This is a genomic window from Bradyrhizobium sp. LA6.8 (assembly GCF_040547935.1).
In the GTDB taxonomy this organism is placed as follows: Bacteria; Pseudomonadota; Alphaproteobacteria; order Rhizobiales; family Xanthobacteraceae; genus Bradyrhizobium; species Bradyrhizobium barranii.
The window spans coordinates 162,533-181,734 of sequence record NZ_JBEPQQ010000005.1 but is presented as its reverse complement, the minus strand read 5'-3'; the positions used below and the strand labels follow the sequence as shown (position 1 = coordinate 181,734).

The following is a 19,202-nucleotide window of genomic DNA, read 5'->3' as shown; positions in this document are numbered from 1 at the left end:
CCGGCTGCCCGGCGAACCGGTCAGCCGGCCATCATGATCTGCAGATGCGGGATCAGAGGATGTCGATATGGATCGTACCGGCCTGTACGCCGCCGCTACGCGTGGCCAGCTTGTTCCGCAGCATCGACGCCGTCTGGTCGTCGAGCTGTACGCCAACGCTGCTCAGATAGGAGACCGGGTCCTTGCTGACGTCGCTGGCAAGGCTGAGCAAATCGGCGTGGGTGGTGAGTCCGGACGGTGACTTGGCTTTGAGATCGTTACCTGACGCGAGAACTTTTTCGAGATCGATCGTGACGATGCGGCCCATGGAGATTCTCCCTTAGGATGGACTAATGATCCATCAAACCAAAGGTTGTACAATACCCTCAGATAGTCAAACGAATTCGATACGACCAAAGGCTGCGGATTTGTACCGCCGTTCACAACGCAACACCGCGCGCCCGACATTCTTCCCCGCGCATGCCAGCCTCGCTGTTGGCCACCCCTCGGACTATTGATTTGAACAGTTCCAATTTGCCAGACACATTGCGCCCTGAGTCCGATCGGTGGATTGGGCCAATCAGGGGACTTGCGATGGCAAACCTAACAATCAACGGAAAAACCTTCACGCTCGACGTCGAGCCGGATACGCCGCTGCTCTGGGCGATCCGTGAGAATGCCGGCCTGACCGGCACCAAATATGGCTGCGGCATTGCGCAATGCGGCGCCTGCACCGTTCACATGGACGGCGTCGCCATCCGTTCCTGCGGGATTTCGGTCAGCGAGGCCGAAGGCAAGAAGATCACGACGATCGAGGGGCTCGCATCCGGCGACACGCTGCACAAGGTGCAGGCAGCCTGGATCGCCAAGGACGTTCCGCAATGTGGCTATTGCCAGAGCGGCATGATCATGGCGGTGGCCGCACTCCTCGCCGAAAAGCCGAAGCCGACCGACGCCGATATCGACGAGGCCATCACCAATATCTGCCGCTGCGGCACCTTCCAGCAGGTGCGCGAAGCGATCCACACGATCGCCAGCGCCTGAGGAGCCGCCCCATGAACAAGCATGTTTCTCCCAAGATGAACCGTCGCGCCTTCGTCATCGGCACCGCCGCTGTCGGCACCGGCCTCGCCATCGGGCTCGATCTCCCCTTCGGTGGCCCCGCCGTGGTCCGCGCGGCCGACGGCTCGCCGGAAGTCAACGCCTGGGTCGTGGTCAAGCCCGATGACACCGTCGTGATCCGCATCGCCCGCTCCGAGATGGGCCAAGGCTCGCTCACCGGCCTCGCCCAGCTGGTCGCCGAGGAACTCGAATGCGACTGGTCGAAGGTCACGACCGAATATCCGACCCCCGGCCAGAGCGTCGCCCGCAAGCGCGTCTGGGGTGATTTCTCGACCGGCGGCAGCCGCGGCATCCGCTCGTCGCAAGACTATGTCCGCAAGGGCGGCGCCACCGCGCGCGTGATGCTGATCGAGGCCGCCGCGAACGAATGGAAGGTGCCGGCCTCCGAATGCACCGTCGCCAAGGGCGTCATCACCCACAAGGCGTCGGGCAAGACGACAACTTACGGCAAGGTCGCCGAAGCCGCCGCGAAGCTGACGCCGCCGGCCGACGTCAAGCTCAAGGATCCCAAGGACTGGACCATCGCGGGCAAGGGCCTGTTGCGCCTCGACACCGCCGATAAGACCACCGGCACGATGACCTACGGCATCGACGTCAAGCTGCCGGGCATGCTGAACGCCGCGATCAAGGACTGCCCGGTGTTTGGCGGCAAGCTGAAGAGCTATGACGAAGCCAAGGTCACCGGCATGAAAGGCGTCAAGAAGGTCGTCAAGGTCGGCGACACCGCGGTTGCGGTCGTTGCCGACACCTGGTGGCACGCCAAGACCGCGCTGGAAGCGCTGCCGATCGTCTGGGACGAGGGCGAGAATGCCAAGGTCTCCAGCGAGTCGATCGCGAAGTGGCTGGCTGAGGGCCTCGACGATTCGCAGCCGGCCTATGTCGGCAACAAGAACGGCGACGTCAAAGCCGCGATTGCCGGCGCAGCGAAGAAAGTCGAAGCCGTCTACAACTACCCCTACCAGAACCACGCCACGATGGAGCCGATGAACGCCACTGCGCTCTACACGGCCGACAAATGCGAGGTCTGGTGCGGCACGCAGAACGGCGAGGCCGTCTTCGCGGCGGTGCTGGAAGCCTCCGGCCTGCCGGCGGAGAAGTGCGACATGTACAAGGTGATGCCCGGCGGCGGCTTCGGTCGGCGCGGCCAGACCGACTACGTCCGCCAGGCGGTCATGATCGCCAAGCAGATGCCGGGCACGCCGATCAAGCTGTTGTGGTCGCGCGAAGAGGATATGGCGCACGGCAGGTATCACCCGATCACCCAGTGCAAGATGACCGGCGCGTTCGACGCCAACAACAATCTGGTGGCGCTGCACTATCGCCTGTCCGGGCAATCGATCCTGTTCTCGCTGCGCCCCGAAGCGCTGCAGAACGGCATGGATCCGGCCGCATTCCAGGGCGTCGCCCAGTCCGGCGAAGCCGCGTTCGGCTATTCGGTGCCGAACCTCCTGATCGAGCATGCGATGCGCAATCCGCACGTTCCGCCCGGCTTCTGGCGCGGCGTGAACGTCAATCACAACGCGATCTACATGGAATGCTTCATGGACGAGCTGGCCCAGGCCGCAGGTCAGGACCCGCTCGAATTCCGCCGCAAGCTGATGGGCAACCATCCCAAGCATCTGGCGGTGCTCAATGCCGTGGCCGAGAAGATCGGCTGGGACAAGCCGGCGCCGCAGGGCGTCTATCGCGGCATCGCGCAGGTCATGGGCTATGGCAGCTATGTCGCCGGCGCCGCCGAAATCTCGGTGACCGACGGCAACAAGATCAAGGTGCATCGCATCGTCGCCTCCACCGATCCCGGCTACGTCGTCAATCCGGCGCAGGTGGAGCGGCAGATCGCCGGCTCCTTCGTCTATGGCCTGTCCGCGTTGTTCTACGGCGGCTGCACCGTCAAGGACGGCAAGATCGAGCAAACCAACTTCGACACCTACAACTCGATGCGCATCAACGAGATGCCGAAGGTGGAATCGGTGATGGTGCCGAGCGGCGGGTTCTGGGGCGGCGTCGGCGAGCCGACCATCGGCGTCGCGGCGCCGGCGGTGCTCAACGCCTATTTCGCGGCGACGGGCAAGCGCATCCGCTCGGTGCCGCTGCGCGACCAGAACATCACCTTCGCCTGAGAAACGCCGCGGCGGCTGCAACGGCCGCCGCGGCATTTTTGCCTGGATGATCCTGATGACCACGCGCCCGGTGACACGGCGGAATGCCGTGCTCGGCATCACCGCGGCCGCCGCAACGCTGGCGCGGCCATCGGTCCCGCGTGCGCAATCGGCAGCACGTATCGTCGTGGTCGGCGGCGGGTTCGGCGGCGCGGCCTGCGCCCGCGCGCTGAAACGCGCGCAGGAAAACCTGCAAATCATCCTGATCGAACCGAACGCGGTCTTCACCTCCTGCCCCTTCAGCAACGAGGTGATTGCGGGCCTGCGTGAGATCGACGCGCAGCAATTCGACTATGACAAGCTGGCCGCCGAGGGCATCACCGTGATCGGCGAGGCCGTGACCACAATCGAGCCGCAGCGGCGCAGCGTCGTGACGACCGACGGCGTCGCGCTGCCCTATGATCGTCTCGTGCTCTCCCCTGGCATCGACTTCCATTTCGAGGCGCTGCCCGGCTATGACGAAGCGGCATCCGAAAAAATGCCGCATGCCTGGAAGGCCGGCGCGCAGACGCTGCTGCTGCGCAGGCAGCTGGAGGCAATGGCGGACGGCGGCACGGTCGCCATCGCGATCCCGGCCAATCCCTCGCGCTGCCCGCCCGCGCCCTACGAACGCGCCAGCCTGATCGCGCATTACCTGAAGACGAAGAAGCCGCGCTCGAAGGTCCTGGTCCTCGATGCCAAGGACAATTTTTCGCAGCAGCGGCTGTTCGAGAAGGCGTGGAAGGAGCTCTACGGCGACATGATCGAGCGCATCGCGCTGTCGCAGGGTGGTCGCGTCACCTCGGTCGATCCTTCGACAAGGACCATCATCACCGAGTTCGGCAACTACACGCCTGATGTCGCCAACGTCATCCCGCCGCAACGCGCCGGCCGCATCGCCGAGATCGCGGGCGCGGCGGATGCGACCGGCTGGTGCCCGATCGATCCCGTGACCTTCGAGTCGAAGCTCGTCCCGAACATCCATGTCATCGGCGATGCCTGCCTCGGCGGCGGCATTCCCAAATCGGCGTCGGCCGCGAGCGCACAGGGCAAGGCCTGCGCCGCCGCCATCCTCAACCTGTTCGCGGGCCGCGCGCCGGAGACGCCGCGGCTGACCGGCGTCTGCTATACAACGGCCGCGCCCGGCTACGGCTTCTCGCTCGCCGGCAACTACCAGCCCAGGGGTGACATCTTTGCCGAGGTCGAAGGCGGCGCGACTAGCCCGGTCGATGCACCACGCGAGCTCCGCGCCCGCGAGGCGGCTGAAGCCGAGCGCTGGTTTCAAACCATCACGGCGGACACCTTTGGCTAGAGCATTCCTTCATATCGCAGCGCTGATCGCCGCCGGCGTTGCCCTGGCTTGTGGCGCAAGAGCCGACGAGCTCGTGCCCTACAAGATCATCGGTGACACCATCCCGGAGCCGCTCACGGGCACGCCGGGCGATGCCGCGCGCGGACGCGCGCTGGTGGTGGCGCGCACCACGACCTGCATCCTCTGCCATTCCGGTCCGTTCCCGGAGGCGCGGTTCCAGGGTGACCTCGCACCCGATCTCACCGGCACCGGGAACTGGTGGTCGGCTGGCCAGTTGCGGCTGCGGTTGGTCGATGCATCGCGCTACAACCCGCAGACCATCATGCCGTCCTATTATCGCAACCACGGGCTGGTCCGGGTCGGGCGCAATTTTGCCGGCAAGCCGATATTATCCGCCGCGGAGATCGAAGACATCGTGGCCTTTCTTGTAACGCTTCGGAACTAGCTTCATGCCAACCACGCGACGACAATTCCTGAGTATTGCAGGCGGCGCGACGGTCGCCGGGACGATCCCGATCGTCACGCTGCGACCGCTGGAAGCGACGCCCGCGATGCTCAGCACCGCGATCCGCAACGTCGTCGGCGAAGCCCAGATTCGCACCGGCAAGATCAAGCTCGACATTCCGCCGCTGGTCGAGAACGGCAACACGGTGCCGATGACGGTAAGCGTCGCAAGCCCGATGACGGCAAACGACTACGTCAAGAGCATCCACGTCTTCAACGAGAAGAACCCGCAGCCGAACATCGGCAATTTCTATCTCAACCCCGCCTCCGGCCGCGCCCAGATCTCGACCCGGATCCGGCTCGCCGACACCCAGAAGGTGGTGGCAATCGCACGCATGTCCGATGACACGTTCTGGCAGGTCACCGCCGACGTCGTCGTGACGCTGGCCGCCTGTACCGAGGAGATGAACTGATGGCCGCGCTCATCAACGTTCCGGCAAAAGCCAAACGCGGCGATATCATCGAGATCCGCACGCTGACCTCGCACATCATGGAAACGGGCTTCCGCCACACCGCGGACGGCGCGCTGGTGCCGCGCGACATCATCACGAGCTTTACGTGCCGCTACAATGGCACCGAAGTTTTCCGCGCCGACCTGTTTCCGGCGATCGCGGCCAACCCATATCTCTCCTTCTTCACGGTCGCGAAGGAGAGCGGCAAGTTCGAATTCGAATGGATCGGCGACAACGGCTATTCGTCGACCGCATCGGCCTCGATCACGGTCGAATGATCTTTTGGCGCGCGATAGCGGCGGCAACATTGTTGGCCGCGGCCCCTGCCCTGCTCGCCGGCGAGATTCCGCCGGACGCGCGCCGCTCCGGCTATTCGTTCATGGGGCCGGACACGCGCGCGATGCAGGATGACGACACGTCCAATCCGGGCATGCTTTTCGTGCTCGACGGCGGGGCGCTCTGGGCGAAGAAGGCCGGCAGCGCTGACAAGGCCTGTGCGGACTGCCACGGCGATGCAACGACCAGCATGAAGGGCGTCGCGGCGCGCTATCCGGCCTTCGACAAGGCGCTGGCGCGCCCCGTCACCCTCGACCAGCGCATCAACCTCTGCCGCGCCAATCATCAGCAGGCGCCGGCGCTGCCCTACGAGAGCCGTGACCTCCTGGCGCTGTCCGCCTTCATCGCCCACCAGTCCCGCGGCGTCGCGATCACGGCTGGCGATGATCCGGAACTGAAGCCTTTCGTGGCGCAGGGCCGCGACCTCTTCATGCGGCGCGAGGGCCAGCTCAACCTCGCCTGCACCAACTGCCACGACGACAATTTCGACAAGCGTCTTGCGGGCGCGCCGATCACGCAAGGACAGCCGACCGGCTATCCGCTCTACCGCCTGGAGTGGCAGACGCTGGGGTCGATCGAGCGAAGGTTGCGCAGTTGCATGACCGGCGTACGCGCCCAGGCCTATGATTACGGCGCGCCCGAGCTGGTCGCGCTTGAACTCTACCTGATGTCGCGGGCGCGCGGCCTGCCGATGGAGACGCCTGCCGTGCGTCCCTGAGTCCCCAGATTAGGACTAGGCAGACGTGGCACGGCCGTTAGTATCCCTCCCAAAGAAAATCAATCAGAGGGAGGGATTTGACGTGGCCAACCATAACATCTCGCGCCGCACGCTGTTGACGGGGACCGCCGCGGCTGGCGCGCTCAGCCTGACCGGACTACCGGCACGCGCCGAGGTCAACTGGAAGAAATACGCCGGGACCAAGCTGGAGGTGATCCTCGCCAAGGGTCCGCGCGGCGACAACCTGCAAAAAAACATCAAGGAGTTCACCGAGCTCACCGGCATCCAGGTGGAATCCGAACAGATCCCGGAGCAGCAGCAGCGCCAGAAAGTGGTGATCGAGCTGACCTCAGGCCGGCCGAGCTTTGACGTCGTCCATCTCAGCTATCACGTGCAGAAGCGGCAGTTCGAGAAGGGCGGCTGGCTGGCCGACATGACGCCCTTCATGAAGGATCCGACGCTGACGGCGCCCGATCTCGTCGAGAGCGATTTCTCGGCCGCCGGCCTGCAATACGCCAAGAACGACAAGGGCCAGATGCTGTCGCTGCCCTGGTCGGTCGATTACTTCATCCTCTACTACAACAAGGAGCTGTTCCAGAAGAAGGGCGTCGCCGTCCCCAAGACCCTCGACGAGATGGTCGCGGCCGCCGAAAAACTGACCGACACCAAGGAAGGCACCTACGGTTTCGTTGGACGGGGCCTGCGCAACGCCAACATGACGTTGTGGACCAACTTCTTCCTCAACTATGGCGGCGAATTCCTCGACGCCAAGGGCAACATCCTGACCGACGGTCCAGAGGCTGTAGCCGCGACCAAGCTCTACCAGACGCTGCTGACGAAGGTCGCCCCGCCAGGCGTCGCCGGCTTCAACTGGATGGAGTCGATGGCCTCGTTCACGCAAGGACGTTCGGCGATGTGGATCGACGGCGTCGGCTGGGCGCCGCCCCTGGAGGACCCCGCCGCCTCGCGCGTCGTAGGCAAGGTCGGCTACACCGTCGTGCCGGCCGGACCGAAGGGGCAATATTCGGCCACCTATGGCGACGGCATCGGCATTGCCGCGGCGAGCAAAAACAAGGAAGCCGCCTATCTGCTCTGCCAGTGGGCGGTCTCGAAGCAGCAGGGCGCGCGGCTGTTGCAGGCCGGCGGCGGCGTGCCGTTCCGCAACTCGATCCTCGGCGATCCCGAGGTCCAGAACGGCGTGAAGATGCCCAAGGAGTGGCTGCAGTCGGTGATCGATTCCGCCAAGATCAGCAAGCTCGGCCTTCCCGTCGTGATCCCGGTCGCCGAATTCCGCGATCTCGTCGGCGCGGCCCTCACCTCGACACTATCGGGCGCCGATCCCGCGACCGAGTTGAAGAAGGCTCACGATCAGTACCGGCCGATCCTGGAGCGCAGCGAAAAAGCGTGAGTGCGTTGACACAATCGACTCCGGCCGCGGCACGGTCCGATGCCGCGCCGGAGAAGGAATTGCGGCCGCCGTCCTACTGGCCATTCGTGGTGCCGACGCTGGTCGTCGTGGTCGCGATCATCATTTTTCCGTGGGCCTTCACGATCTGGATGAGCCTGAACGAATGGAAGGTCGGCTCGCCGACCACCTTCGTCGGGTTCTCCAACTATCTGCGGCTGACGAGCGATCCGCGCTTCCTCGAGGCAGTGGGCCACACCTTGGTCTACACCGTGCTGTCGGTGGCGCTGCCCCTGATCCTCGGCACGGCCTCAGCCGTCGTGTTTCACCAGAAATTCGCCGGCCGCGGCTTTCTGCGCGGTATTTTCATCATGCCGATGATGGCAACCCCCGTCGCGATCGCGCTGGTCTGGACCATGATGTTCCACCCGCAGCTCGGCGTGCTGAACTACCTCTTGTCGCTGGTCGGGATCCCCGCGCAGCTCTGGGTCTTCCACCCCGCAACCGTCATTCCCTCGCTCGTGCTGGTCGAGACCTGGCAATGGACGCCGCTGGTCATGCTGATCGTGCTCGGCGGCCTCGCCGCCATCCCGACCGAGCCCTATGAAAGCGCGCAGATCGACGGCGCCAGCTTCTGGCAGGTGTTCCGCTTCATCACGCTGCCGCTGATCATGCCGTTCCTGTTCATCGCCGGCATGATCCGCATGATCGACGCCGTGAAGAGTTTCGACATCATCTTCGCGATCACGCAGGGAGGACCGGGCTCGGCGTCGGAGACGATCAACATCTATCTCTACAGCGTCGCCTTCACCTATTACGACCTCGGCTACGGCTCGGCGATCGCGGTGGTGTTCTTCCTCCTCATCGTCGCCCTCGCGGCCGTGATGCTCTATGCCCGCCAGCGCATGCTGTGGACCGAAATTGCGAGCGGCGCATGAACCAGAGTCAAATCAACCTACGTCAGGTCATTGGCAGGATCGGTCTGTGGCTCTCGGTGTTCGTCATCGTCTCGCCGGCGATCTTGTTCTTCCTCTGGATGGCGTCGCTGTCGCTCAAGTTCGAGGTCGACAATGCCGCCTACCCGCCGGTGTTCATCCCCGATCGCATCGCCTGGAAGAACTATGCCGACGTGCTCGCTTCCAACCGCTTCCTGACCTATTTCGTCAACAGCCTGATCGTCACCGGTGGCTCGACCACGCTGGCCCTGCTCGTCGGCGTTCCCGCCGGCTACGGCATCGCGCGCATGGCCGCGCACAAATCCGCGATCGTGATCCTGATCGCGCGCATCACGCCCGGCCTGTCCTATTTGATCCCGCTGTTCCTGCTGTTCCAATGGCTGGGATTGCTCGGCACGCTGGTGCCGCAGATCATCATCCATCTCGTCGTGACGGTGCCGATCGTGATCTGGATCATGATCGGCTATTTCGAGACCACGCCGCTGGAATTGGAAGAAGCCGCTCTCATCGACGGCGCCACGCGCTGGCAGGTCTTTCGCCATGTCGCCCTGCCGATCGCCAAGCCCGGAATCGCGGTCGCCTTCATCCTCGCCGTGATCTTCTCCTGGAACAACTTTGTGTTCGGCATCGTGCTGGCCGGACGCGAGACGCGCACGCTGCCCGTCGCCGTCTACAACATGATCTCGTTCGACCAGTTGAGCTGGGGCCCCCTGGCCGCCGCCGCGCTGATCGTCACCCTCCCGGTGCTGCTGCTCACAGTGTTCGCCCAGCGGCAGATCGTGGCCGGGCTGACCGCGGGCGCGGTCAAGGGCGGGTAGCTGCGCCAATCTCAATCCTCTGGGGAGCGCACTCTTGCGCGCTTCCCGCGCCACGAGCACGCGCTCTACTTGGAGTTGACGCAAGGTTCTCGCGCGTATATGCTACATACCGTAGCACTACGATGCGTGATGGAAGTCGCGCCTGCGTACGAGACGCCACATGTCAGCTCGCCCTCTGATTCCGCGCCGAAAACTGTTTGGCAATCCGACCTACGTCGGCGCCAAGTCGTCACCAGATGGGCAATGGCTGTCCTGGCTCGCCCTGTCGATGACGTTCTGAACGTCTGGGTTTCTCCGGTCGACAGCATTGCGGCGGGCCGGCCCGTGACACGCACCACGGGCCGACCAATCAACTGGCAGAGTTGGAGCCCGGACAGCCGCTACATCATGTTTCTCAACGACGAGAACGGCGATGAGAATCTGCGCCTGTTCGTCGTCGATCCTCGCAGTTCAGAGCTCCGGGATCTCACGCCCTTTGCCAATGTCCGAGCGATGCCGACGCACTGGTCGCACATGGTTCCTGACAAGATTGCAGTCAGCCTCAACGATCGCGACCCGCGCTGGCACGATGTCTACGTGCTCGACCTCGCAACCGGCGAACGCAGCCTGATTTGGGAAAATCGCCAGGAGTTCCATTACGTCGGGCTCGACTGGCAGTTGAAGCCGCGCTACGCGCACAGCAACGCGCCTGACGGAGGCACACGGCTCTGGCGTATTGACGACGGCGAGGTCACGCATTGGCGCGATACCTCATACGAGGCCTACATCAGCACCCGGCCCTGGAATTTCGACGCGGAGGGCAACTACCTCCATATGACTTCAAGCGTCACGCACGACAAGTCGGCCCTGCTAAGCATCAACTGGTCGACGGGTGACGAACGTGTCTTGTTCGCAAGCGACCGCGCCGATGTGACGGGAGCCATATTCAACACCCGGACACTCGAACCCGAAGCGGTCTGCATCGATCCCGGTCAGCAGGAATGGACGGCTTTGACACCTGCGATTGCGGACGAGCTTGATCTGATCAAGGCGCGACTACGCGACCACGCGTTTTATGTTGAGAGCCAAAGCGACGATGGCCGCCGATGGATCGTGGCGAGCCACGCGCCAGATCAACCCATCACATATCATCTCCTTGACCGCGACAAGCAGACCATCACCGAGCTGTTTTCGGCGCGCCCCGAGCTGAAGCCCTACCGCCTCGCTTCGATGCAGGAAGTGCAAGGCAAATCGCGCGACGGCCTGCCCCTCGTCTCGTACCTCACGCTGCCCGCCGACATCGATGGCGATCGCCCGCCTCGGCCACTGCCGATGGTCCTCATCGTCCACGGCGGTCCGTGGGGACGGGATATCTACGGCTATCGCAGGGATCACCAATGGCTGGCCGATCGCGGCTACGCCGTGCTTTCGGTCAACTATCGGGGATCGACGGGCTTCGGCAAGGCGTTTGTCGCGGCGAGCGAGAAAGAGCATGCGCGAAAGATGCACGACGATCTCATCGACATGGTCGATTGGGCGATCGCCGAAGGCATCGCGCAAAAGGACAAAGTCGCGATTTTCGGCCTGTCCTACGGCGGCCTGGCCTCGTTCGTCGGCGCAACCTTCACGCCGGACGTCTTCTGCTGTTCCGTGCCGGTCGTCGGCATCTCCAACCTGCAAACCCTGCTGGAGTCGATGCCACCCTATTGGGCCGGCTTTGCGGAATTCATGTATCGCAGCTACGGCGATCCCCGCACCGAGGAAGGCCGTAAGCTGCTCGCCGAACGTTCACCGATCAACAAGGTCGACAACATCAAGAAGCCCATGCTGATCTTTCATGGCGCCAACGACGTTCGCTGCAAGATCGCGGAAAGCGACACCATCGCAGCGGCTATGCAGGCGAAAGGCATTCCCGTGACCTACATCGTCTATCCCGATGAGGGGCACGGATTCCAGAGGCCGCCGAACCAGCTCTCCTATCTCGCAATTGCCGAGGCGTTCTTTGCACGGCATCTGGGTGGCGCCTGCGAGCCCGTTGGCGAGGATTTCCGGGGATCCAGTCACGAGGTTCGTGCCGGGGCCGATATCCTGTCCGATCTGGGCGTCGCCTGAAAAAACGCAGCCGGGCGACATGGTGCCACCCGGCGGCGATCAATACTGGCCGATGCCTACTCCGCCGGCGCGGCGTGCATCTCCGGATGGGCGGCGTAGTGCTCGGTGGTGCCGAGCCTGCTGGCCGCGAACAGTCCCGCCGCCATCACCGCGTAGGCGAACGCCACCGCGGGCGTGACGCCGAAGCCACCGCCGATGCCCACGGCTTCGCCGTGCATGAAGCCGAAGTAGGTGAGCACCGCACCGACCAGCGCGAAGGCCGAGGCCTTCTCGAAATCGCGCTCGATGATGAAGACGCCGATCGCACCGAGGATGAGGCCGCCGAGGATGGAGCCACCGCCCATCACCTCTAACCCGTGATAGAACACGCCCTGCTGCGGCAATGCTGCGATCGCCGCGGCCTTGACCGCGTCGGCCTTGTCGGCGGCGAGTCCTCCGACACTGGTCGCTGCCATCATGGTCGAACCGAGCATCGTGTCGATCTGGAGCTTGGCCCAGGCGGCAAGATGCGGCGTCAGCGCCAGCACGATCGCGGGCGCGTGCTTGACCGGTGTGGTCTGGAACGCCTGCGCGCCGATCAGCATGCCGATATAGAGCAGGATCGGCGAGATCGCGACGACGGGCACGAGCGCCAGCAGCACCGAGATGATACCGAACCAGGCCAGCACCACCACCATGATGCCGGTCGCAGCCGAATAGCCGATGCGGCCGCCCATCGCCTTCCAGCCGGGATGACCGATATAGACGGCGTTGATGAAGGGGTTGCCCATCAGGCAGCCGATCAGGCTGACGACGCCGTCGGCGGTCAGCACCCGCGTGGTCGGATATTCGTCGCCGGCCGCTTCCGCGCTCTCGACATTGTCCATGGCCTCGACGAGGTCGTAGATGCCGAAGGGAATGGCGGTAACCAGGATGATGCCGAGGAACTCGAAGCCCGAGAAGACATAGCCCACCGCCGGGATCGGCACCGAGAAGCCGAAATTCGCGAAAGCGTCGCCGACTCCCTTGACGCTCAACCCACCGAGGCCGAGCCCGAACAGGTTCGAGCCCCAGGCGATGACCATGCCGACCGCGATGGCGACAAGGCCCGCGGGAATGCCGCGCCAATATTTCACGCCGCCGAACCAGCTCACCAGGATGATGGCGAAGCAGACCAGGCCGATCTGCGGCGTCATGTACATCTCTAAGGCAGGACGCATCGAGATGAAGGTGACGGAGACGCCGGCGAGCGTGCCGAGCAGCGCCGCGCGCGGCGTGATCTTGCGGATGAACGGTGCGATGAAGCCGCCGATCATCAGGATAAAGCTCTGGAAGAACACCCAGACGAGGCCGGCCGACCAGCCCTTGAGCGGGTCACCGGTCATGATCGTGATCGGCAGCATGATCACGAAGGTGACGATGAACATGTGCGGTACGCTGACGCCCGAGGGCAGTGCGCAGACATCGTTGCGGCCCGTCTTCTGCGCCAGCCGATAGGCGAGATACGCGTAGTAGAAGGTGGAGAGACACATCATCAGCCCGAGCGCGGGCAGGATGCGGCCGAACACGAGACTATCAGGCATCTTCAGGACGAAGCGCAGCAGGCCCGTGAGCACCAGCATGTTGACGAGGATGTTGGTGCCGAAGCCGAAGAACGCGTTCCAGTCGCCCGATGTCCATAGTGCCGGCTTGAACTCGGACTTGCTCAGATCAGATTTGCCGGCCGTCCCTGTCAATGTGCTCATGATGCTACCCCTGTGTGGTCGAAGTCTTCATTGCCTCCAAGACTGCGGCTGAGTCCGCGACCCAGCCGAAGATGCCGCCCTGGGCCTTGATCATCTTCAGGCCCATCTCGTGAAATTCCGGGAAGTAGGATGCGCAGCCGTCCGAGATGACGACGCAGCGATAGCCGCGGTCATTGGCCTCGCGCACGGTGGTGTTGACGCACACTTCCGTCGTGACGCCGCAGACGAGCAAGTTCTCGATGCCGTATTTCTCCAGCACATCCGTGAGCTCGGTGGCGTAGAACGCGCCCTTGCCCGGCTTGTCGATCACGACCTCGCTGTCGAGCGGATAAAGCTCGGGAATGATGTCGTGGCCGGCCTCGCCGCGAATGAGAATGCGCCCCATCGGGCCGGGATCGCCGATGCGCAAGGACGGCGCGCCGCGCTCGACTTTTGCGGGCGGCGCGTCGGACAGATCGGGCAGATGCCCCTCGCGCGTGTGGATCACCAGCATGCCGGTGTCACGCGCCGCCTTCAGCACCGCGCCGATCGGCTTCACCGCGCGCGCGAGCTGGCTGACATCGTTGCCAAGCGTCTCGCCGAAGCCGCCGGGCTCCATGAAATCGCGCTGCATGTCGATGATGAGAAGCGCGGTGGCAGGCCAGTCGAGCCTGATCGGCTCGGGCTCGGCGCTGATGACGCCCAGTTTCGGCTTGGTTGAGTTCAACATGACTCAAGGCCCCCGCGAGAACTCTCTTCGCCGGGAGTTCTGCAAGCGCCGTGCCATTGTGTACAATTGAGATCGAGAGGACCGCGCGAGGAAATTTGCTGCGCTGTCAGAATGTTATCGGAAAAGCACGCGCCTGCTTATTCGCTGTGCGACGACTTTGCGACGTGCATTTGCTTAAAGGATGAGCGCTCTCCGTCGTCATTCCGGGGCGACGCGAAGCGTCGAGCCCGGAATCCATCGGGCTGCAGCACGAGAGGTGAAATGGATTCCGGGCTCGCGCGACGCGCGCCCCGGAATGACGAGGGAGTGTGTGGCAACGCCTTGCCTCTACCGCCCCGCGCCGTACAGCTGCCGATACTCCATCTCATACGGCGCATACGAATCCTTCAGCGTCGCCATGTTGAGCAGCATGGTGGCCACCACCGCGCCCGTCTTGCCGAACACGCGCGTTCTAATCCAGGCACTCTCGGTGCGGCGGCTGCCGGAGAGCGCGACAACCTCACGCTCGATTTCGTACTCCTCATCGACGAAGAGCGGTCCCTTGATCAGCCTGATCTCCTGGTCGGCGAACAGGCCGACGGCCGGTCCCTTCGCCGGCAGCGGATCGTCCTTGGAGCGGTACTGGAAGAGTACGCTCAACATCTCCATCGGGATGATGGCCTTCCCCCACGGATTGTCGGCGCCTGAATAATATGGCGAGTTCTCGGTGATGACGGCGAGCTTCTGCCGGAGAGAGAACGGATAGAGGTCGCCCATGTTCTGGTCGAACGCCATCCGCACCGCCTGCCGTTTGCTCGTCTGCGCCACCTTCACATCGCGCAGGATCACGGGATAGGCGAGCGGCTTGAGCTCGGTGAGGCGCGCCTCGAGCGCGGTTGCCGCGTGCGGTTCGCCGACCGAGGCCGTGCCCCGTAGCACCTCGGTGCCGTCGCGCTTGACCATCTGGATCTGGCACTGGCTCGTGCCGGGCAGCGGCTTCGATAGCATCGCCTGCACCTCCTCGCCTTCGAAGCAGGCGTTGCGGTAATGCGCGGACAGGCAACCGTTCTCGAACCAGGCCTGCCCCCACAGCCGCGCGCCGAGCGGGGCGAACTGGCTGAAATGCGTCGGGCCTTCGATGGTGCCGCCCTTGAAGCCGAGCTTCTGCGCCGTGGCATCGTCGTGGATCGAGGCGTGCGCGTCGTAGACTTGCGCGTGCAGCATCTGGCGCGGCTGGCGCCACGGGCCAATCAGCGCCTCGGCCGTCTCTGTAATCTCGGTGTCGAATGCGTTTGCAGCCATGGTGTCCTCCACAGGCAGCCATGACTAGCAGGAGCGCCACGGATGCGGCTAGCCGTATTGACTTCGCCGGCCCATGCTCTTGACTGTCACAATTCGCGTCGCGCCGCCGCTATCCCTCCCGCAGCGCAAACCCCCACGCCGAACGAGAGACGAGGACTCCTGAAATGACGCTGATGCAGGTCGAGCTGGACGACAAATACCGGCTCGAATCGAAGCGGATCTTCCTGTCCGGCACGCAGGCACTGGTTCGGTTGCCCATGTTGCAGCGCGAACGCGACCGGCTTCAGGGCCTCAACACCGGCGGCTTCATCTCGGGCTATCGCGGTTCCCCGCTCGGCATGTACGACCACGCGCTGTGGCGCGCGAAGTCGCACCTCCAGCAGCACGACATCGCCTTCGTCCCCGGCTTGAACGAGGACCTGGCGGCGACCGCCGTCTGGGGCAGCCAGCAGGTCGGCCTGTTCCCCGGCGCCAAGGTCGATGGCGTGTTCGGCATCTGGTACGGCAAGGGCCCCGGCGTCGACCGCTCGGTCGACGCGCTCAAACATGCGAATGCGGCCGGCACCTCGCTCAATGGCGGCGTGCTCGCGCTCGCCGGCGATGACCATGGCTGCCAGTCCTCGACGTTGGCGCATCAGAGCGAGCAGGTGTTCGCGGCGGCGCTGATCCCCGTGATCAATCCGGCGACGCTCCAGGATTATCTCGACCTCGGCCTCTACGGTTTTGCGCTTTCGCGTTTCTCCGGCTGCTGGGTCGGCTTCAAGGCAATCAGCGAGACCGTGGAGAGCTCGGCTTCGATCTATAGCGATCCCGCGCGCATCCAGATCAAGCTTCCCGATGATTTCGAGATGCCGCCCGGTGGCCTCAACATCCGCTGGCCCGATCCGCCACTGGACGCCGAGAGGCGGCTGTTCGGCCCGAAGATGGCCGCGGTACAGGCCTTCGCCCGCGCCAACCAGCTCGACCGCATCGTGCTCGATTCCAAGCCGGCACGGCTCGGCATTCTCGCGACCGGCAAGGCCTATCTCGATCTGCGCCAGGCGCTGGCCGATTTGGGCATCACCGACAAGGACGCGCAGGACCTGGGCCTGCGCATCTACAAGGTCGCACTGACCTGGCCGCTGGAGGAAAGCGGCGCCAAGCGTTTCGCGGAAGACCTTCAGGATGTGCTCGTGGTCGAGGAGAAGCGCGGCTTCATCGAAGACCAGCTGATGCGCATCCTCTACAATATCGATGCCTCCAGGCGGCCGACGGTCACCGGAAAACGCGACGAGCGCGGCGCGCCGCTGCTGCCGAGCGAAGGCGAGCTGACGCCGACCATCGTCGCGGGCGCACTGGTGGCGCGCTTGCGCAAGCTCGGGCATCACAGCCCGGTGCTGGAGCAGCGTCTTGCCCGGCTCGAGGCCTTCGACAATCCCGTCACATCAAGCACGCAGATCAAGCTCGCGCGTACGCCGTTCTTCTGCTCAGGCTGCCCGCACAACTCCTCGACGCGCGTGCCCGAGGGCAGCCGCGCCATGGCCGGCATCGGCTGCCACGGCATGGCCTTGAGCATGCCGACCCGCCGTACCGATCTGATCTCGCATATGGGCGCCGAGGGCGTGAACTGGATCGGCCAGTCGCCCTTCACCACCGAGAAGCACATTTTTCAGAACCTCGGCGACGGCACCTACACCCATTCCGGCCTGCTTGCGCTGCGCGCGGCATCGGCCGCAGGCATCAACATCACCTACAAGATCCTCTACAACGACGCGGTCGCGATGACCGGCGGCCAGCCGGCCGAAGGCGCCTTCAACGTCGCGCAGATTGCGCACCAGGTCTGGGCCGAGGGGGTCAAGCGCCTCGCGATCGTCTCCGACGACCCGAGCAAGTACCCTGAGGGCAACTACTTCCCGCAGGGCGCGACCATCCATCACCGCCGCGAACTCGATGCCGTGCAGCGCGAGCTGCGTGACATCAAGGGCCTCACGGTCGTGATCTACGACCAGACCTGCGCCGCCGAAAAGCGCCGCCGCCGCAAGCGCGGGCTCTATCCCGATCCGGCAAAGCGCGCCTTCATCAACGAGCTGGTCTGCGAAGGCTGCGGCGACTGCTCGCAGGCCTCCAACTGCGTCTCGGTGCAGCCGCTGGAGACGGAGTTCGGCCGCAAGCGCCAGATCGACCAGTCGAACTGCAACAAGGACTTTTCCTGCGTCGAAGGTTTTTGCCCGAGCTTTGTCACCGTGCATGGCGGCAGCCTGAAGCGGATGAAGACGTCGGCGGTCGATTCCGGACAGTTGTTCGCCGACCTGCCGCTGCCTCCTGCCCGCGAGCTCGAGACGCCGTACAACATCCTCGTCACCGGCATCGGCGGCACCGGCGTCATCACCATCGGCGCGCTGCTCGGCATGGCGGCCCATGTCGACGGCCGCGGCTGCTCGGCGCTCGACTTCACCGGCCTGTCGCAGAAGAACGGCGCGGTGATGAGCCATGTCCGCATCGCACGGAGGCCGGAGGATATCTCTGCCGTCCGCATCACCACCGGCGGCGCCGACGTCATTCTCGGCTGCGACATGATCGTCTCGGCAGGTCCCTCCGCGCTCAGCCGTGCCGAACGCGGTGTGACCAAAGCCTACATCAATGCCGACCTACAACCGACCGCGAGCTTCGTGCAAAATCCCGATCTCGACTTCGAGATGGGCACGATGCAGACCGTGCTGCGTGACGCCGTCGGCGACACGAACCTCGACATCATCGATGCGACAGGTATTGCCTCGGCCCTGATGGGTGACAGCATCGCGACCAATCCCTTCATGCTTGGCTTCGCTTTCCAGAAGGGCGCGATCCCGCTGTCGCTGGAGGCCCTGCTCCGCGCCATCGAGATCAACGGCGCGGCGATCGAGATGAACAAGCTCGCCTTCACCTGGGGACGCCTGGCCGCTCACGATATGTCGCGCGTCCGCAGCGTACTGCAGTTCAAGAGCCGGGCATCCGCGCCGACGAAGTCGCTCGAGGACGTCATTGCGACCCGCGCCGAATTCCTGACCGGCTATCAGGACAAGGCCTACGCCGACCGCTACCGCACGGCCGTCGCCAAGGTGCGCAAGGCGGAGATGGCCGCTTCGCCCGCATCCACGGAGCTGACCGAGGCGGTCGCCAAGAACCTGTTCAAGCTGATGTCCTACAAGGACGAGTACGAGGTGGCGCGGCTCTACACCGACGGCAGCTTTGCCAAGAAGGTATCCGAGAAGTTCGACGGCGACTTCACGCTGAAATACCACCTCGCCCCGCCGATCTTCGCGCAGCGCGACAAAACGACCGGACATCTTCAGAAGAAGGAGTTCGGCGGCTGGATGATCCACGCCTTCCGCCTGCTCGCCAAGCTGAAGTTCCTGCGCGGCGGCCCGTTCGACCCGTTCGGCCGCACCGAGGAGCGCCGGACCGAGCGGAAGCTGGTCGCGGATTATGTCGGCATGATCGATCAGCGGATGTCCGGGCTGAAGGCGGAGCAGATCCCGCTGCTGGCGCGACTCGCCCGCGTGCCCGAGACGATCCGCGGCTTCGGCCACGTCAAGGAAGCCAACATCAAGCTCGCGGCGGCCGAGACAGCGCGACTGGAGGCCGAGCTGGAGAACAGCCGCTTTGCGGCGGCGGCGGAGTAGCGGGGGAGCTGTCGCC

At 64.3% G+C, this 19,202-nt stretch carries 16 protein-coding genes; 12 read left to right on the top strand and 4 right to left on the bottom strand.

Annotated features, from left to right (window positions below):
* Positions 1-52: 52 nt before the first annotated feature.
* Positions 53-307, bottom strand: a complete 255-nt coding sequence (locus ABIA90_RS24650; RefSeq protein WP_028150121.1) for a hypothetical protein — start codon at positions 305-307, stop codon at positions 53-55.
* Positions 308-573: 266 nt separating this feature from the next.
* Here ABIA90_RS24650 and ABIA90_RS24645 point away from each other — a divergent pair, with 266 nt between their 5' ends.
* The 11 genes from ABIA90_RS24645 (at position 574) to ABIA90_RS24595 (ending at position 11,831) form a co-directional block, all read left to right on the top strand.
* Positions 574-1,023, top strand: a complete 450-nt coding sequence (locus tag ABIA90_RS24645; protein ID WP_028156974.1) for a (2Fe-2S)-binding protein — start codon at positions 574-576, stop codon at positions 1,021-1,023.
* 11 nt (positions 1,024-1,034) lie between these two features.
* Positions 1,035-3,221: a xanthine dehydrogenase family protein molybdopterin-binding subunit gene (locus ABIA90_RS24640; RefSeq protein ID WP_354119831.1), complete on the top strand. Its 2,187-nt coding sequence runs from the start codon at positions 1,035-1,037 to the stop codon at positions 3,219-3,221.
* Positions 3,222-3,267: 46 nt separating this feature from the next.
* Entirely contained in the window at positions 3,268-4,551 is a 1,284-nt protein-coding gene (locus tag ABIA90_RS24635) for an FCSD flavin-binding domain-containing protein (RefSeq protein WP_354119832.1), read from the top strand.
* Positions 4,544-4,996 carry a sulfur oxidation c-type cytochrome SoxX gene (gene soxX / locus ABIA90_RS24630; protein ID WP_354119833.1) on the top strand — a complete coding sequence of 151 codons (453 nt, stop codon included), beginning with the start codon at positions 4,544-4,546 and terminating at the stop codon, positions 4,994-4,996. Before ABIA90_RS24635 ends, soxX begins: the two co-directional genes overlap by 8 nt.
* 4 nt (positions 4,997-5,000) lie before the next feature.
* Positions 5,001-5,468, top strand: coding sequence for a SoxY-related AACIE arm protein (locus ABIA90_RS24625; protein WP_354119834.1), 468 nt, complete (start codon positions 5,001-5,003; stop codon positions 5,466-5,468).
* Complete coding sequence (gene soxZ, locus ABIA90_RS24620; protein WP_354119835.1) at positions 5,468-5,785, top strand: thiosulfate oxidation carrier complex protein SoxZ; 318 nt, start codon at positions 5,468-5,470, stop codon at positions 5,783-5,785. The genes ABIA90_RS24625 and soxZ overlap by 1 nt, the downstream gene beginning before the upstream one ends.
* A complete protein-coding gene (gene soxA / locus ABIA90_RS24615) occupies positions 5,782-6,561 on the top strand; it encodes a sulfur oxidation c-type cytochrome SoxA (RefSeq protein ID WP_354119836.1) in 780 nt (259 codons plus the stop codon). Before soxZ ends, soxA begins: the two co-directional genes overlap by 4 nt.
* Positions 6,562-6,643: 82 nt before the next feature.
* Positions 6,644-7,969 (top strand): ABC transporter substrate-binding protein, encoded by a 1,326-nt coding sequence (locus tag ABIA90_RS24610; protein WP_354119837.1) that lies wholly within the window; start codon positions 6,644-6,646, stop codon positions 7,967-7,969.
* The gene (locus tag ABIA90_RS24605) at positions 7,966-8,904 is read left to right on the top strand and encodes a carbohydrate ABC transporter permease (protein WP_354119838.1); all 939 of its coding nucleotides are present in this window, start codon (positions 7,966-7,968) and stop codon (positions 8,902-8,904) included. The genes ABIA90_RS24610 and ABIA90_RS24605 overlap by 4 nt, the downstream gene beginning before the upstream one ends.
* Positions 8,901-9,740 carry a carbohydrate ABC transporter permease gene (locus tag ABIA90_RS24600; RefSeq protein ID WP_502916651.1) on the top strand — a complete coding sequence of 280 codons (840 nt, stop codon included), beginning with the start codon at positions 8,901-8,903 and terminating at the stop codon, positions 9,738-9,740. Before ABIA90_RS24605 ends, ABIA90_RS24600 begins: the two co-directional genes overlap by 4 nt.
* Positions 9,741-9,983: 243 nt before the next feature.
* Positions 9,984-11,831, top strand: a complete 1,848-nt coding sequence (locus tag ABIA90_RS24595; RefSeq protein ID WP_354119839.1) for a S9 family peptidase — start codon at positions 9,984-9,986, stop codon at positions 11,829-11,831.
* Positions 11,832-11,887: 56 nt separating this feature from the next.
* On the opposite strand, the gene ABIA90_RS24590 is transcribed toward ABIA90_RS24595, so the two are convergent.
* The 3 genes from ABIA90_RS24590 to ABIA90_RS24580 all read right to left on the bottom strand — a co-directional run bounded on the left by ABIA90_RS24590 (position 11,888) and on the right by ABIA90_RS24580 (position 15,545).
* Entirely contained in the window at positions 11,888-13,555 is a 1,668-nt protein-coding gene (locus ABIA90_RS24590) for a regulator (protein WP_354119840.1), read from the bottom strand.
* A gap of 4 nt (positions 13,556-13,559) precedes the next feature.
* Entirely contained in the window at positions 13,560-14,264 is a 705-nt protein-coding gene (locus ABIA90_RS24585; protein ID WP_354119841.1) for a cysteine hydrolase family protein, read from the bottom strand.
* Positions 14,265-14,591: 327 nt separating this feature from the next.
* Positions 14,592-15,545: a hypothetical protein gene (locus tag ABIA90_RS24580; RefSeq protein WP_354119842.1), complete on the bottom strand. Its 954-nt coding sequence runs from the start codon at positions 15,543-15,545 to the stop codon at positions 14,592-14,594.
* A 164-nt stretch (positions 15,546-15,709) separates the two neighbouring features.
* Between ABIA90_RS24580 and ABIA90_RS24575 the strand changes: the two genes are divergently transcribed.
* Positions 15,710-19,186: an indolepyruvate ferredoxin oxidoreductase family protein gene (locus tag ABIA90_RS24575; protein ID WP_354119843.1), complete on the top strand. Its 3,477-nt coding sequence runs from the start codon at positions 15,710-15,712 to the stop codon at positions 19,184-19,186.
* Positions 19,187-19,202 lie beyond the last annotated feature (16 nt).